This window comes from Streptomyces sp. IMTB 2501, assembly GCF_001953885.1.
Lineage (GTDB): Bacteria > Actinomycetota > Actinomycetes > Streptomycetales > Streptomycetaceae > Streptomyces.
In genome coordinates, this window is sequence record NZ_MQUS01000002.1 from 117,976 (window position 1) to 131,896 (window position 13,921).

Consider the following 13,921-nt stretch of genomic DNA (forward strand, 5'->3'; position numbering starts at 1 on the left):
GTGGGGACAGGGACGCCGGCCCCCTGCACGCGCACCGGGCTGAGGACTTGGCGCCGCTGAGCAACAACCAGCAGCTGTGGGCGGTCGCTGAAACCCGGTCAACGAGAACGGCGTAGCTCCCGGGTCACACGGGCCAGGTTCACTCCGTATCCGACGCCGAAGGTGTGGGGCGTGAAGAAGGCGTCGCTGTCGGGATCCCAGAACTCGCGGGCGATCTTCTCCGGTGTGGGCCGCCGGAAGTCGTACGGGAGTCCGAAGATGCGCCCTGTCCAGGTGCGCGCCTTCGAGGGTTTGTGCAGTTCCTTCGCCAGTGCCGCAGTGACGGCCGCGCCGGCGGCAACGAGCACCAGGTTCCTTTGCAGTTGCCTGTTCATGGTCTGACGCTACGCGGCGTCCAGGCACGAGGCCAAGGCCATGGCGCAGCGCAACCGGGCCCCCGCTTGGCAGGTGCTCCTGGTCGCCTGCGCCGACAGCAGACGTGCAGGACGCCGCCACTGGGCAAGACGTACACCTCGGCGCCGTGGCGGGACCTCGATCTTGTTGTCCCACCGCTGTCACCTCTCGCGGACACGCGGCCGAGAAACGTGAGAACTCAGGGCCGACCGGCCCAACGCCCAGCCCCGGACAGCCCCTGGGACTGCCCTGCCGTCCGCCGGATGCTCGAACCATCGAGAGGCTTGGAGGAGATCCCTGATGTCGGACGCCGTGCTCAACCGCCCCCCGGTTCACGCCCTGCTCGCGGACGGCACCACCGTGTGCATCCGTCCTGTGACCCCGGCCGACCACGACCAGGTGCAGGGGCTCTACGAGGAGATGTCCCCGGAGAATCTCCGTCTCCGGTTCTTCTCGCTGAGCCCGCGGTCCGCAGCCCTGGCCGCCGACCGGGCCTGCGTCCCGGCGCACTCCGGCTACCGGGCCCTGCTGGCCGAGACGCACGGTCAGGTGATCGGGCTCGCCGAGTACGACACGGCGGGGGAGAAGGACGAAGCCGAGATCTCCATCGCCGTCTGCGACGGGCTGCACCACCGGGGAGTGGGCACCCTGCTCGTCGAGCACCTGGTCTCCGCGGCCCGGGCCGAAGGCATCACCACCTTCACCGCCGACGCGCTCAGCGAGAACCGTGAGATCCTCCGGCTCTTCGCCGACCTCGGCCTGCGTACCGCACGCCGGTTCGAGGGCCCCGAGGTGCGCTGCACGATCCGGCTGGACGCGGACGACGCCTATCTGTCCGCCGTGGAGGCCCGGGGCCGGTCCGCCGACGTGGCCAGCCTTGAGTCGCTGCTGCGCCCGAACGTGGTCGCCGTCGTCGGTGCCGGACGCACACCCGGCTCGGTCGGCCGGGCGATCCTGCACCACCTGAAGGCGGGCGGCTACACCCGCCGCCTGTTCGCCGTGAACCCGAGTGTCAACCACATCCTCGGCGTGCCGTCGTACCCGTCCGTGAGCGCGCTGCCGAAGACTCCCGACCTGGTGGTCGTGGCCGTCCCCGCGGTGGCGGTCCCGGCCACCGCCGAGGAGTGCGGCAAGGCCGGCGTCCGGGCGCTGCTCGTCGTCACCGCCGGCCTCGATGCCGACCAGGCACACACGCTGCTGGCCGCGTGCCGCACCTACGGCATGCGCCTGGTGGGACCCAACTGCCTCGGCATCTCCAACACCGACCCCGATCTGCGTCTTGACGCCACCTTTGCCGCCGACCACCCGCTCCCCGGCACCGCGGGCGTCGCCGTGCAGTCCGGCGGGGTCGGCATCGCGCTGCTCGACGGGCTGTCCCGGCTCGGCATCGGCGTCTCATCGTTTGCGTCGCTCGGCGACAAGTACGACGTCAGCGGCAACGACATGCTCCAGTGGTGGGAGAGCGACGACCGCACCGAACTGGCGTTGCTGCACCTGGAGTCCTTCGGCAGCCCGCGCGCGTTCTCCCGCACCGCGCGCCGCGTCACCCGCCGTATGCCGGTGCTGACCGTTGACGCAGGCCGTACCGAGGCGGGCCGCCGGGCCGCCGCCTCCCACACCGCGGCGGCCGCCACCCGCACCATGACCCGGCAGGCACTGTTCACCCAGGCCGGCATCACCGCCACCCGCTCGGTCGGCGAACTCCTGGAAACCGCCGCCCTGATGCACTCCCAGCCGCTCCTGGGGGGCACCCGTGTCGCGATCGTCACGAATGCGGGCGGTGCCGGGGTCCTCGCCGCCGACGCCTGCACAGAGGCGGGACTCGCCCTGCCGCCGCTCCCCCCGGACGTGATCGACGACCTGCACGCCGTGCTCCCGCAGGGCGCCGCGGTCGGCAACCCTGTCGACGCCACCGCCGCCGTCACCGAGGACCAGCTCGCGGACTGCCTGGACCGGCTCACGCACCACCCGGGCATCGACGCCGTCCTGGTGGCCCTCGTCCCCACGGCGGTCGCCGCCGCGACCGGTGACGACCTCATCCGGGCACTCACCGACGCCCCCGCGCACCGGGCCAAGCCGATTGCCGCGGTACGTCTCGAACAGGACCTGCCGGTCAAGCTGCTGCCCGCCGCCGACGGCGGCACGATCCCCTCCTATGCCGAACCCCAGGCGGCGGCACGGGCAGTAGCCCACGCCGCACGCCGCGCGGCCTGGCTCGCCCGGCCCGTGGGCACGGTCCCGGAACTCGACGGCATCGACACCGCCCATGCCCAGGAGGTCACCGAAACCTTCCTGGCCACGCATCCGGACGGTGGCTGGCTCGACGCACGCACCTGCGCCGACCTGCTGACCTGCTACGGCATCCCACAGATTCCGTGGGCGTGGGCGGAGACCGAGGACGAGGCCGTCCTCGCGGCCCAGCGGCTGCGCGGTCCGGACGACCGGGTGGTGATGAAGGCCCACTGGCCGGGACTGGTCCACAAGAGCGAGCAGCAGGCCGTGCATCTCGACCTCCAGGGCGATGCCCAAGTCCGTGCCGCCTTCCGGGACTTCGAGACCCGGTTCGCGGGACTGCTCACTGGTGTGGTCGTGCAGCCGCTCGCCGCGCGCGGCACCGAACTGTTCGCAGGCGTCGTCCAGGACGAGGTCTTCGGCCCACTCGTACTGTTCGGGCTCGGCGGCACCGCGACCGAGGTCCTCGGCGATCACGCCGCACGACTTGCCCCGCTCACCGACCACGATGTCCACGACCTGATCACCGCGCCGCGCTGCGCCCCGCTGCTGTTCGGCGCCCGCGGCAACGGGCCCGCCGATCTCGAAGGCCTAGAGCAGTTGCTCCTGCGCCTGTCCCGCATGGCGGCCGACCTGCCCCAGCTCGCCGAAGTCGACTTCAACCCCGTGCTCGCGACCGCGGCCGACGTCTCCGTGCTCGACGCGCGGGTGCGGCTCGTGCCGCGCACGCCCCAGGACCCCTATCTGCGCCGACTCCGCTGAGTCACCGAGGAGGAACCAGAAATGAAGCACAACAAGGTCGGCTCCGTGATGACCACGGACGTCGTCCGCGCCTCGTACGGCACCCCCTTCAAGGAAGTGGCACGGCTACTCGCCCACCACAGGATCAGCGGACTGCCGGTGGTCGATGAGGACGAGAAGGTCATCGGCGTCCTCTCCGAGACCGACCTGATGACCCGCCAGGCCGAAACGCCCGACCCGTACGAGTTGAAGCACCGCTCGCACATAGCGGCGTTGACACGCGACGGCAGGCGGAGGGCCGCCAAGGCCGCGGCCCGCACCGCTGGCCAGCTGATGACCGAACCGCCCGTCACCGTGCGCGCCGAGGACACCATCGTCGAGGCCGCGCGGACCATGGCCCAGCGGCGCGTGGAGCGTCTGCCTGTCGTGGACGAGGAGGACCGGCTCGTCGGCATCGTCACCCGCCGGGACCTGCTTCAGGTCTTCCTTCGGCCGGACCCGGAGATCCGCGACGAGGTGGTCGAGGAAGTCCTCGTCCGCGCGCTGTGGCTGCCTCCGCGGAGTGTCGACGTCTCCGTGGTGGAGGGTGTGGTCACGCTCGCGGGCCAGATGGAGCGCAAGAGTGAGACAGAGATCGCCGTCTCCATGACCAAGCAGGTCGACGGCGTGGTCGCGGTGGTCGACAACCTCACCTACCGCCTGGACGACAGCCATGTCCAGCCGAGCGAGCAGGCCCTGCACGGCGTGGCCGACGACTGGCTGCGCAGGTTGTGAGGGGAGGCGGACCGCCATGACCGGCAAGGTCCTGGTCGCGTACGGAACGACGAACGGATCGACCGCGCAGATCGCCGAGGCCGTCGCCCAGGTCCTGCGCAAGGAGGGGCTGACGGCCGAGGCACGGCCAGCACCATCGGTGGCGAACATCGAGACGTACGACGCTGTGGTCGTCGCGGGCGCACTGTACGCCGGCCGCTGGCACAAGGACGCGCGCCGCTTCGTCCGCCGCCACCGCCGCGCACTTGCCGAACGCCCACTGTGGTTCTTCAGCAGCGGGCCGCTGGACGCCTTGGACTCGGAGCAGAACATCCCGCCCGTGTCCGGAGTGCGGCGCGCCATGGACCGGCTCGGCGTCAGGGAGCACGTCACCTTCGGCGGCTGCCTGGAAGAGGGCGCGCGGAGCAGAGCGGCACGGATGCTCCTCCGCACCGGCAAGGGCGGCGACTTCCGCGACTTCCCCGCGATCGAGGCATGGGCGCAGCGGATCGCAGAGGAACTGACGCCTACTCAGGTCATCACTCCCTCGCTCTGGTCCGCCCACGTTTCACGGCACGATGGCGACCGGACACCGGGCTTCGCGCAACAAGGCCTGCACGAGGCCCGGGTCCCCGCCGGAGCCGCGTCCCACGACCAGGAGTGTGGCGCGCTCGGCATGGTGGACCAAGGCATCGAAGGGGCTGAGTAGTACGACGTCCTCAAGCACCGCAACCCGTGGGTACTTCTTCTGCCATGGCCGCAGCGCGTCGGCCAGCAGTTGCATTTCGTGGTCCTCCCAAGTGGCGCGGTCTTCCTCGGGAATGCCGAAGGGCAACGGCGTCGCGCAGGAGGGAAGCTTCCAGGCATGTACGGCGTGCAGCCGTACACCTCGGACCTGAGCGGCGGCGAAGGCGAAGCCGACGGCCCGCTCCGCCGGGTGACGGGCGTCAATCCCGAGGGTGAGCTGTGAGGTGCGGTATGCCGGAGCCGCGACGGGGATGAGAGGGTCCGGTACGGCTACCACTGGGCAGGCGGAGGCGGCCGCAAGCGCGAGTGCGGCCGGGGGCGCTGCCAGGCCCGTGGTGTCGTCCTCCGTAGTGGGCAGGTCGAGCACGACCATCGCCGCGGTACTCAGGTCGTCCGGCGGTGTCCCGTACCGCACCTGGAGCGCCAGGTCGCGCAGCGACGCCTCGTGCGCTGCCCACTCCACGGCCGCCTGACTACCGCGTGTCCGGTTGATGCAGGCAATGATGGCTCGGCTCACGACGATCGCCTCCTGGCACACGGCTGACCGGCTCTCAGGCCTCCTACCGTGCCGACCGCCCCAGGACCGGCGCAGGGGGCCGAATGGACCTGGCAGAGCCCTTGCGGCCCATACCCGGCTGAGTCACCTCAGGAAGACGCTGGCCGTACCAAGCAGACCAAGCGCAGGAGGTGCGCGCCATGTTGTCGCCCGTCGTGGCCGGAATAGATGGATCGGCTGAGAGCCTCGCCGCAGCGGAGTGGGCCGCCCGCCAGGCCGTGCGTCGTGACCGACCGCTGCGACTGGTCCACGCCTGGAACTGGCATCCCCGCCAGACGGAAGGGGAGCCCGCGAACGCCGCGCAGCGGCATCTGGCGCGCCGCGTCCTGAGGCAGGCGGAGGAGCGCATCCGCGGCGCCGTCCCCGGCGTGCACCTCACCGACGAGCAGGTCGAGGGCCCGGCGACCGCAGCCTTGCTGAAGGCCGCCGAAGAGGCCGAACTGCTGGTCCTGGGCTCGCGCGGTCTGAGCGGCTTCACCGGAGTTCTGGTCGGCTCCGTCGCCCAGGGGGTTGTCGCGAAGGCCACCCGTCCCGTGGTCCTCGTACGGACGGGCGAGGAGGCCGAGGACGAGCACTTCCCGGCGGACGACGGTAGCCCGTCCAGCCGGACCGGCTACCTCGATGTGGTGCTCGGTATCGACCTCGCCGACGCGTGCGACGAGGTGATCGAGTTCGCGTTCGAGGAAGCCAAGTTGCGGCAGGCCCGGCTGCGTGTCGTGTACGCCTGGCAGCCGCCTTCCGCGATCAGCCTCGGCCCCGGAGACATCGCTCTGGTCAACGATCCCGCGCGGGCGGAGGAGTGGCAGGGGTTCCTGTCCGCTGTGCTGAAGGTGTGGCGGGACAAGTACCCCGAGATCGAGGTCCTGGAGGCCGTTGTGGAGGGCAAGGCCTCCACCGCGCTGGTCCGGGCCGGCTCCGCGGCGAGCCTCCTCGTCGTCGGCCGCCGCCTGTCCGAGCGGCCGACGCTTCCGCGCATCGGCCCCGTCACCCATGCCGCCGTCCACCACGTCGGCTGCCCGCTGGCCGTCGTGCCCCACGAGTGAGAGACCGGAGAGCGCGACGAGCACCCCGACAACGTATGCGTACGCATTCGCCGAGGGCAGCCGGAAGATGGCCGGCCTGCTCGGCGGCAAGGGAGCCGGCCTGGCCGAGATGACCCGTCTCGGACTGCCCGTGCCGCCGGGCTTCACTGTCACCACCGAAGCCTGCAAGGTCTATCTCGCCACGGGCGAGGAGCCGTCCGAACTCGGCATCGAGGAGGCCCGCGCCCTGGCCGGCCTGGAACGGGCCATGGGCCGCACCCTCGGGGCGCCCGACGACCCACTCCTGGTCTCCGTACGCTCCGGTGCCCGCTTCTCGATGCCCGGCATGATGGAGACCATCCTTGACATCGGCCTCAACGACGAGTTCGTCGCCGGCCTTGCCAAGGCATCCGGACAGGAGCGGTTTGCCTGGGACTCCTACCGGCGGCTCGTGCAGATGTTCGGACGTACGGTGATGGGCGTGGACGGTGACCTGTTCGAACAGGCCATCGCCGCGCACAAGGCGCAGCACGGGACGCGCGACGACCGCGATCGCCGATCACGCCACCAATGCGCTGGTGATCGACGACATTACGAGGCTCAAGCTCCACCGCGAGGCGGACCAGGACGTGCTGGACCTGATCCGCGAGATGATGAGCATGCCGGTCACCCTGATCCTGGTCGGTGTCGGGATCCCCACCTCTGGTCTACTGCGGGACGGCCGGCGTGACCCGGTCACCAAGCAGTGGGTCTTCCCGCCGGTCAAGGACCGCAGCCGCAGCCCCAACGCCCACGCCGCCACCCAGCGCGAACGCCGCTTCGAACTGATCGGCCTCGATCCGTTCAGCTACGACACGCCCAAGCAGATCGCCGTCTGGACCGCCCACCTCAGGGGTCTGGAAGCTCCCTGCGGCTGCTGAAGGACACCGAGGGCATGCTCACTGCGGGCGGCATGCCCGAGCACCTGTTCCGTCGCACCAACGGTGTGGTCGGCCTTCTGGAGAAGCTGATCCAGACCGGCTGCCGCCATGCCATCGAGATCAGGGCCGAACATCTGACGGTCGATCTTCTGCAGCGATGCACGGTCAGCCCCACCGGCCTGCCCGACCTGGACGCCGCCTCCGGCGAACAGCCGGAGATCCCGGAGGTGCCCGCCGCGAGGAAGAAGCGGCCGGGCCGCAACACCGTCTTCGACGACGACGGCCCGGCCGCCGGCATCGCCGGAGGGGCGTGATGGCCCTGCCGCCGCTTGCCCGCAGCCTCGCGCCGCTGCCGGAGGAATCGCTGCCCGGCTACCTCCTTCGGGTCGCCCACCGGCTGGGCCGCTCGCCAGGCCGGATCGCCGCGTTGTGCGGCCTGAGCTCGTACGAACGCCGCCTGCCGGCCCACTACCTGATCACGGTGCCCGACGACGTCGCCACCGTGTTCGCCTCTGCCGCCAGGCTGTCCCGGGCGGAGGTCGACGCCCTCACCCTCCGCGGCTATGCGGGCGCCTGCCCGGCGCTGACGAAGATCGGCGCCCGATCTGCCGCCAACACGGCCACCCAACAGGACATCTGGGCCTTCAACCACGGCAGCCGGTACTGCCCGAAGTGCCTGACCGGTGACGGAAGCCCGATCCAGGCCACCCTCGGCGGCCCCTGGAAGCTGCGCTGGCACCTGCCCGTGGTCTTCGCCTGCACCGTCCGTCGCCGTCTGCTGGAGTACACGTGCCCGGCTTGCGGGAACGGACTCGGCGGGTCCCTCGGGAACCGGGGGAACTTGATCAGGCAGCCACTTTTCGACGACCTCCACCCCTTGCAGTGCCGCAACCCACAACGGGACAGCCGACCGTCCGGTCCCCGCTCCGGCCGCAAGGGCGCATGCGGGGCACGGCTGGACGAGGTCCCCAAGCCCGGGAGCGCGCTCTGCCTGGAGGACCCGGATCGCTTGGTCGCCTTGCAAGAACGCCTGGACCACCAACTCGCTCCGGTGGCCGCCGAGTCGGCCGACAGCCAGCCCGGCGGCCTGTTCCCCGATCTCATCCTCGCCGGCCAGTTGATCAAGCTCAGCTGGCCCGTTGGTGCCGATCTCGCTCCTTCGGACGCCATAGCCGCCCTGGTGGATTCTCACGCAGCACCGATCGCCGCGATCCTGGACGGCCCGCAGGCCACTGCGCCAGGACGGTACTTGCGGATCCCGGATCGGTCGGCTCCTGACGACCCCGCCCAGCGCGGCGCCCTCCTGCTGGCAGCCGATGCCCTTCTTGGCGATCGAGAGCCTGCAGCACTGCGCGAACGTGTCCAACCCTTGGTGCAGGCCGCCTGCGAGCGCGCCCCGACGCGTGCCTACCAGGCGCTTCGGAATGCCGACGTATCCGCGTTCATGGCCCGCGCCCTGGTCCGGCGGCGCCAGGTCTTCCACGCCGGGGGCAGCAGCCGAGGGCCGGGCCACCTGCGCATCCCCTCGCGCAACTGCCGCTTCAGCACTGAGGAAGTCCCGCCGCTGCTGCCACAGGCATGGTTCGCGGCCCACTTCCCGGGGATCACCGACCGCATGACGTGCACAACCGCCTGGACCATGCGCCACCTGCGGCGCGCGGCCTCCCTGAAGCTCGTCGAGATGACCGCCGGCGGCACCTGGGCCGAATCCGCCGAGATGCTGGGCATACCGCGAGGCAGCGCCGAGCGGACTCTCTTCGTCCTCAACCGGCAGATGCCGACCAGCGACCTGTGGGAGGAGTTCGAAGCCAGCGTCGAACGGATTGCCGCCGAACTCGACAACAACCCTCGGCGCGTCAACTACGCACGACGGCGCCGCGCCATGGCCACCTGGCAGATGCCGCTTCGGGACTGGACGGACGTGTGCTCCGGCATCGCCAAGCTCGGCCGCCTGGCAGCCCGGCAGGACCCGGCACTCGCTACGGTTCTCGTCTGGACCGAGGTCACCCAGGCCGAACACCTCAACTGCCCGCTCCTCTCCACCCCCAGCCTCACCCGCCAGGACAGAACGAGGCTGCTCGACAACGTCGCCCAGTTCCTCACCCCAGCCCACCAGAAGGGCGGACGCCTCGAACTCCGCCGCCGGCTCGACGCATACGCCGCCCGCCTTGCCGCGCGGTGCGATGTACCTACGCCGCCTACTGGCCCCGGGAGTTGAACATCAGCACCTCGCTGCCATGCGCGAAGAAGATCGATCATCGGCGCATTCGTCATGACCATGAACCTGGTGCGATGCGCCAGAAATGACGAGGCTAAGTCCCTTTCAGGTTTCACTGGTCGGCGGGTTGATTTTGGTGAGGTGGTCGGCGAGGGAGTTGAGGATCTCGTCGGCGGTCTTGGTCCAGGTGAAGGGCCTGGGGTTCTCGTTCCATCCGTGGATCCAGGCCCTGATGTCCTGCTCCAGGGCCTTCACGGAGGTGTGCACCCCGCGGCGGATGAGCTTGTCCGTCATGAGGCCGGACCACCGCTCGACCTGGTTCATCCAGGATGAGCCGGTGGGGGTGAAGTGGACGTGGAAGCGTGGGTGTTTGCCGAGCCATGTCTTGATCTCGGCGGTGTTGTGGGTGGCGTAATTGTCACAGACCAGGTGGACGTCGAGGCCGGCGGGCACGGCCTTGTCGATCGTGACCAGGAACTTCTTGAACTCGATGGCCCGGTGGCGGCGGTGCAGTTCCGATATGACGCTGCCGTCGGCGACGTCCGCGCACCGCAGCACGATCCTCGCCCGCAGTGCAAGGAACTGCGCGGTCTTCGCCCGCCGCGCCCAGCGCGTCAGCTCCGCGCGCTCGGCCTCGGAGAGCACCAGCTCCGGCTTGCGCCGGCCCGGCCGCGGCGCGTCCACCAGGCCCGCCACCCGCCGGGCCACGAACCGCGAGCGCCACTTGCGCACCGTCTCCGTGGACACCCCGAAGTCCGCTGCTGCACGGGTGCCGGCGCAGGTAGGCGTGCGGGTCGTGGGCGAGGGCGGGGTGGTTGGGCGGGTCGCTGTTGCCGAGGACGAAACCGCGCAGCGGCCCGAAGTGCGGCTCGACGGGGTTGGCCCAGGCTGTCTGGGTCGGGGTGAAGCACGGTTCCATCTTGTGCCGGGCGTCCCAGGTGCTGATGGTCTGGGTCTTGTTGCCGGACCAGTTGTCGAGGATGACGTAGATGGGGGCGCCGTCGAGGCGGGCGGCGAGGGTGTGAGCCCTTGCGGGTGCGGCTCACACCCCACAGGCGGTCGTCGCCGAGGCTGTAGCAGCCTGGAAGTAGCGGATGCCCGGGTGCGGTGGTAGATGGCCGGCAGCCGGTCGGGGTGCTTGCGCCGAGCCCAGCAGGTGCCGTGGCAGGGCGTGATCGACAGCGGCCCGAACTGGTCGAAGGCGAAAGCGCCGGTCGGCGAAGCGGCGGGTCACTCCTCGATGCGGTTCAGGTTGGCTTCGGCGTCCGGATCCTTGGTCTCCTTCCATGTGCGGGTGCGCTGGAAGGTCATGGGGTGGCGGTGCAGCAGCACCCGCAGCCGTTCGCGGCCGATGACCACCCGGCGTACCCCGGCCGGCGGGTGGCTGAGGTAGTCGGCGAGCTTGCGCAGGCTCCAGTGGGTGAACGGCCTGCCCAACTTCTTGGGCCGCTCCTGGGCGACGTCGACGATGTACGCCTCGTCGTCCGCGGTGATCCGGCGCGGGCGGCCCCCGGCCCACTTCGGGTCCAGGCAGTCAAGGCCGCGCTCGTTGAACGCGTGGATCACATCGCGGACGGTGTCGGGATCGGTGGAGACAGGGCGGCGATCGCCTCGTCGGTGCTGCCGGATGCCGACGCAATGATCATCATTGCACGGCGGACCGTCATCGTGCCGTGTCGGATCCGCCGCACATCCGCAGCAGAGCGCGTCCCTCGTCGTCCGTCAGCCGACGGGCGCGTACCGGCTTCGCCATCGCAGTTGTGGTCAAGCCCGGGGTGGGGGCCGGTCCGGTGGGACTGTGGTGTGACGTGTGCGCAACTCGCCGACGAAGGGCGGGAGTTCATCGGACCGTTCCAGCGGGTCGGCAGGTTCGGCCTGCACCCCGAGCGGGTGCGTGAACAGTTCGAGGGGGTGATCTGGCGGCTCGGTACCAGCGGCCAGTGGCGGGAGATGCCCGAGTGGTTCGGCGCCTGGCAGGCGGTCTACAACCGCTTCATGCGATGGCGGGACGCGGGCGTCTTCCAGGCCCCGGTGGAGGAGGCGATCGCCGAGGCCGCCCGCAGGGACGAGATCGACATGTCTCTGGTCAGCGTGGACTCCACCACGGCACGCGCTCATCACGGCGCGTCCGGGATACGGGTCAGCGAACAGACCCTTGCGGCGCTCGAGGAGGCCGCCACGCAAAAAGGTGAGCGTCCGGGGAACAAAGCGGGTAGGACGGCGAAAGCGATCCGGTCCGCGCCGAGCGCCGACGCATCCGCTTGCGACGGCGGGCCCGGCTGAAGGCCGCCCTGCTCGGGCGGTCCCGCGGCGGGCTGACGAGCAACATCCACCTGGCCGCCGACCGGCGCTGCCGGCCGATGGGGCTCCTTTGCCGGCCGAGCAGGCTGCCGACAGTCCGTAGTTCATCCCAGTCATAGGGCCTGTCCTGCCGATCTCGGCCGTCAGCGGTCACAGGCTGATGAAGCTCACCGTTTCCGACATGTCCGCCCGCCCGGTACGCAGCCTTGGCGCGCCCTCCTTCTCAAATCCCACTGAGATGCCGCAGAACAGCACGAGCCCGTCGTCGGCTCCGACTGTTCGGCTGACGGTCTTGCGGTACATGGTCCACATCACCTGGGGGCAGCTGTGCAGTCCTTCCGCTCGCAGCAGCAGCATGACGGTCTGCAAGTACATTCCGGCATCCGCCCACTGGCCGGGCCCCATCGTCCGGTCGAGGTAGCAGAACAGGACGACCGGCGCCCCGAACGCCTCCGAGTTCAGTGCGGCGATCTTCTTGGGCCGGTCGGGGTCGTCGCGCTCGATCCCCAGCGCTTCGTACCGCTGGGCGGCCGCGGCGGAAAAGCGGTCCAGATACGGCGAGGTCAGTTCGTCCGGGTACATCGGATACTCCCGCTCATCACCCGGGTCGCCTGCCAGTGCCCTGGCGGTCGCGCGCCTCTTCAGTTCGGCCAAGGGTTCGCCGGTCACGACGTATACATGCCACGGCTGGAGGTTCCCACTGGACGGAGCCCGTGTCGCTGCGGTCAGCACTCGTTCGAGTACCTCCTTGGGCACCGGCTCATCGCTGAACGCCCGCACGGCCCGGCGACTGTCCACGGCCTCATACACGTCCACGTTTTCGCGTCCTCTCATTCAACCGGCTCCTCCACCGTATTCAGAGGTCAGCAACGAGCATCGCTGGGGGCTGGACTACGTCCCGGCGATCAATCCAGTCTTGGTGGGACTGACGGGGAGACAGAGGTGACTTGACGGATGCTCAGCGGGAGCGGCTGGAGCCGCTTCTACCGGTGAGCAACGGGCGTTGCGGCAGGTGGCGGGACCACCGCCAGGTCGTGAACGGGGTGCTCTACCGGATACGCACGGGCATGCGGTGGCGTGATCGGCCTGAGCGGCAGCTCATCCAGGAGAACCCCGAGAAGATCCCGGCTGACGCCAAGGGCGAGACCGAGACGGCGCTGGCCGACCTGGAGGAGAAGCTCAAGGGCGAGTCCGCCGAAGGCGACAACACAGCCGCGATCCGGCAGGCCATGGAGCGTGCAGCCGAGGCGGCGCAGAAGGTCGGTGCGGCGCTGTACGAGAGGTCTGGCGCGGAGCGCGGCACGTCGGCAGGAACCACCTCGGCCTCCTCGTCAGGTGGGACCGGCTCGGAGGACGAGGCGGTGGACGCTGAGACCGTCGACGACAAGGGGGAGGCGGGCTGACGATGGACAAGTGCCGGTTGCAGAAAGAACTGGACCCCGCCCAGACGCAGCGTCTGCTGGAGGAACGCACGGCTGACCTGCAACGGGTGAAAGCCGAGTACGACAACTACCGCAAGCGGGTGCGCCGCGACCGCATGGCCGTACGCGAGATCGCCGAGGCCAACGTCCTGCGCGCCCTCCTGCCCGTCCTGGACGCCGTCGACCGTACGTGCGCGCACGAGCCCATGACGGCGGCCTTGAAAGACATCTCCGACACCCTCCGGATCCAGCTGGGCTCTCTTGGGCTGGAAGCGGTCGGCCAGGAGGGCGACACCTTCAAACCCGCCAGCCATGACGCCCTGTCGCATCACATCGTCCCGGATGCCGACCGGCTGGTCTGCACGGAGATCCTGCGCCCTGGCTACCGGCTCGGTGACCAGCTGCTGCGTCCGGCCTACGTGGAGGTCACCGGGCCGCCCCCCCGCCCGTGAGGGACCCACGCGGGCGGGGGTGTGAACAGGAACCCCGCGAGCCCGCAGAAGGAACCGGCGAGCGAGCCGACCTCGTAGCTCGACAAGTCGGTAAGGACGTCTAGCCGGTGGAGCGATGGGGCTACCAGGGACTGTTTTTTTGCCCAGCGGGACCTCACCCATCCC

General features: G+C 70.0%; 13 protein-coding genes and 3 pseudogenes. 11 read left to right on the forward strand and 5 right to left on the reverse strand.

The genetic code is table 11. The features are described from left to right. Positions 1 to 98: 98 nt before the first annotated feature. On the reverse strand, positions 99 to 374 hold the full coding sequence (locus AV521_RS04720; RefSeq protein WP_076083849.1) for a DUF5808 domain-containing protein: 276 nt from the start codon (positions 372 to 374) through the stop codon (positions 99 to 101). 319 nt (positions 375 to 693) lie between these two features. Here AV521_RS04720 and AV521_RS46390 point away from each other — a divergent pair, with 319 nt between their 5' ends. The 3 genes and pseudogenes from AV521_RS46390 to AV521_RS04745 all read left to right on the forward strand — a co-directional run. Beyond that, entirely contained in the window at positions 694 to 3,387 is a 2,694-nt protein-coding gene (locus AV521_RS46390) for a bifunctional GNAT family N-acetyltransferase/acetate--CoA ligase family protein (protein ID WP_079249124.1), read from the forward strand. A 21-nt stretch (positions 3,388 to 3,408) separates the two neighbouring features. Beyond that, entirely contained in the window at positions 3,409 to 4,140 is a 732-nt protein-coding gene (locus AV521_RS04740; RefSeq protein ID WP_076083854.1) for a CBS domain-containing protein, read from the forward strand. Positions 4,141 to 4,156: 16 nt separating this feature from the next. Further along, positions 4,157 to 4,645, forward strand: a pseudogene (locus tag AV521_RS04745) (flavodoxin domain-containing protein); the annotation flags it as partial. Between the two features lie 42 nt (positions 4,646 to 4,687). Here the strand turns inward: AV521_RS04745 and AV521_RS04750 are convergent. Continuing rightward, positions 4,688 to 5,239, reverse strand: coding sequence for a universal stress protein (locus AV521_RS04750; protein WP_079249146.1), 552 nt, complete (start codon positions 5,237 to 5,239; stop codon positions 4,688 to 4,690). 323 nt (positions 5,240 to 5,562) lie between these two features. On the opposite strand from AV521_RS04750, the gene AV521_RS04755 reads away from it, so the two are divergent. From AV521_RS04755 to AV521_RS04775, 5 genes and pseudogenes are all read left to right on the forward strand, one after another. Next, complete coding sequence (locus tag AV521_RS04755) at positions 5,563 to 6,465, forward strand: universal stress protein (RefSeq protein ID WP_076083857.1); 903 nt, start codon at positions 5,563 to 5,565, stop codon at positions 6,463 to 6,465. Positions 6,466 to 6,532: 67 nt separating this feature from the next. Then, positions 6,533 to 6,997, forward strand: a pseudogene (locus tag AV521_RS04760) (PEP/pyruvate-binding domain-containing protein); the annotation flags it as partial. Between the two features lie 106 nt (positions 6,998 to 7,103). Then, positions 7,104 to 7,364: a hypothetical protein gene (locus AV521_RS04765; protein ID WP_076083860.1), complete on the forward strand. Its 261-nt coding sequence runs from the start codon at positions 7,104 to 7,106 to the stop codon at positions 7,362 to 7,364. Positions 7,365 to 7,378: 14 nt separating this feature from the next. Then, complete coding sequence (locus tag AV521_RS04770) at positions 7,379 to 7,678, forward strand: hypothetical protein (protein ID WP_076083863.1); 300 nt, start codon at positions 7,379 to 7,381, stop codon at positions 7,676 to 7,678. After that, positions 7,678 to 9,582 (forward strand): TniQ family protein, encoded by a 1,905-nt coding sequence (locus AV521_RS04775; protein WP_076083866.1) that lies wholly within the window; start codon positions 7,678 to 7,680, stop codon positions 9,580 to 9,582. The genes AV521_RS04770 and AV521_RS04775 overlap by 1 nt, the downstream gene beginning before the upstream one ends. A 105-nt stretch (positions 9,583 to 9,687) precedes the next feature. Here the strand turns inward: AV521_RS04775 and AV521_RS04780 are convergent, their stop codons facing one another. After that, complete coding sequence (locus AV521_RS04780; RefSeq protein ID WP_371916998.1) at positions 9,688 to 10,329, reverse strand: transposase; 642 nt, start codon at positions 10,327 to 10,329, stop codon at positions 9,688 to 9,690. 483 nt (positions 10,330 to 10,812) lie between these two features. Beyond that, positions 10,813 to 11,148 (reverse strand): helix-turn-helix domain-containing protein, encoded by a 336-nt coding sequence (locus tag AV521_RS50470; protein ID WP_076083869.1) that lies wholly within the window; start codon positions 11,146 to 11,148, stop codon positions 10,813 to 10,815. Positions 11,149 to 11,385: 237 nt separating this feature from the next. On the opposite strand from AV521_RS50470, the pseudogene AV521_RS04795 reads away from it, so the two are divergent. Continuing rightward, positions 11,386 to 11,983 (forward strand): annotated as a pseudogene (locus AV521_RS04795) (transposase); the annotation flags it as partial. A gap of 50 nt (positions 11,984 to 12,033) precedes the next feature. Here the strand turns inward: AV521_RS04795 and AV521_RS04805 are convergent. Beyond that, positions 12,034 to 12,699 carry a nitroreductase gene (locus AV521_RS04805; protein ID WP_076083875.1) on the reverse strand — a complete coding sequence of 222 codons (666 nt, stop codon included), beginning with the start codon at positions 12,697 to 12,699 and terminating at the stop codon, positions 12,034 to 12,036. Positions 12,700 to 12,830: 131 nt separating this feature from the next. Here AV521_RS04805 and AV521_RS52560 point away from each other — a divergent pair, with 131 nt between their 5' ends. Together AV521_RS52560 and grpE are read left to right on the forward strand one after the other, a co-directional pair. Then, complete coding sequence (locus AV521_RS52560; protein ID WP_107480815.1) at positions 12,831 to 13,286, forward strand: transposase; 456 nt, start codon at positions 12,831 to 12,833, stop codon at positions 13,284 to 13,286. A gap of 2 nt (positions 13,287 to 13,288) precedes the next feature. Further along, complete coding sequence (gene grpE, locus AV521_RS04815) at positions 13,289 to 13,756, forward strand: nucleotide exchange factor GrpE (protein WP_076083878.1); 468 nt, start codon at positions 13,289 to 13,291, stop codon at positions 13,754 to 13,756. Positions 13,757 to 13,921 lie beyond the last annotated feature (165 nt).